Annotated in this window: 1 protein-coding gene; it reads right to left on the bottom strand. The window is 70.3% G+C overall.

The features are described from left to right. Positions 1-169 precede the first annotated feature (169 nt). Positions 170-760, bottom strand: coding sequence for an LPXTG cell wall anchor domain-containing protein (locus KV097_RS18920; RefSeq protein WP_220366805.1), 591 nt, complete (start codon positions 758-760; stop codon positions 170-172). Positions 761-885 lie beyond the last annotated feature (125 nt).

An 885-nucleotide genomic window follows, 5' to 3' on the forward strand; every position in this document is an offset into this window, starting at 1 on the left:
GGAGACCTACGACAAGGCGACCCTCGCCGAGAAGTCCGCACGACTCTTCCGACAGAAGGGCCGCCCGCGTCTCCTCCTCATCACGTGCGAGGACTGGGACGGCACGGGCTACCGCTCCAACACCGTCGTCTTCGCCACGCCGGTGCCGCGCCGCTGAGACACCCCGCCGTCAGTCCTCCAGTCCCTCCTCCTCGCGACGACGCCGCGCGATCAGGAACGAGCCGGCAGCGACCAGCAGGAGCGCCACCGCCCCGATCCAACCAGCAGGACCACCCGTGCCGGGGAGATCCGGGAACCCCGGACCGGCAGGTGTGCTCGGACCACCAGGCCCACCAGGACCACCAGGACCACCAGGCCCATCGGGACCACCGGGACCCGGTGGCGACGGCTCGGTCGGCGTCTCGTGGGTCGTCGTCCGACAGTCGTCCTCGTCCGCCGGCGCCGCCGCACGGGCGGCAGGCAGATCCGGACCCTCAGGCGGACACGGCTCAGCCCCGTCGCCGGACACGACGTTGACGAGGGTCACCCCCGACGCGTCGTCGTCGACCCTGACCTTGTACGTCAGGGTCTGCGTACCGGTAAGCGTCCCGATCTCCCAGCGCAGCGTCGTCCCCGTGACCTCTGCCGTACCGGACGTCGCCTCGACGCTCCCCGGGACCAGCGACGCCCGTGAGAGCACCCGCGACAGGTTGTCGGTCACGACCACCCCATCGACGCTCGTCCCGGTCACCACCCCCGCACGGACCGTGTACGTGATCACATCACCAGGATCGACCGTGGAACCCGACGGCGGATCACTCGTCTTCAGCACCGTCCACGTGCTCGCCGGCGGCACAGCATTGTCGTCGTTGGTGATCGTGCACGTCACGTCCGCGCCGTTGGGGA

Source organism: Mumia sp. zg.B17, from assembly GCF_019550915.1.
GTDB lineage: Bacteria > Actinomycetota > Actinomycetes > Propionibacteriales > Nocardioidaceae > Mumia.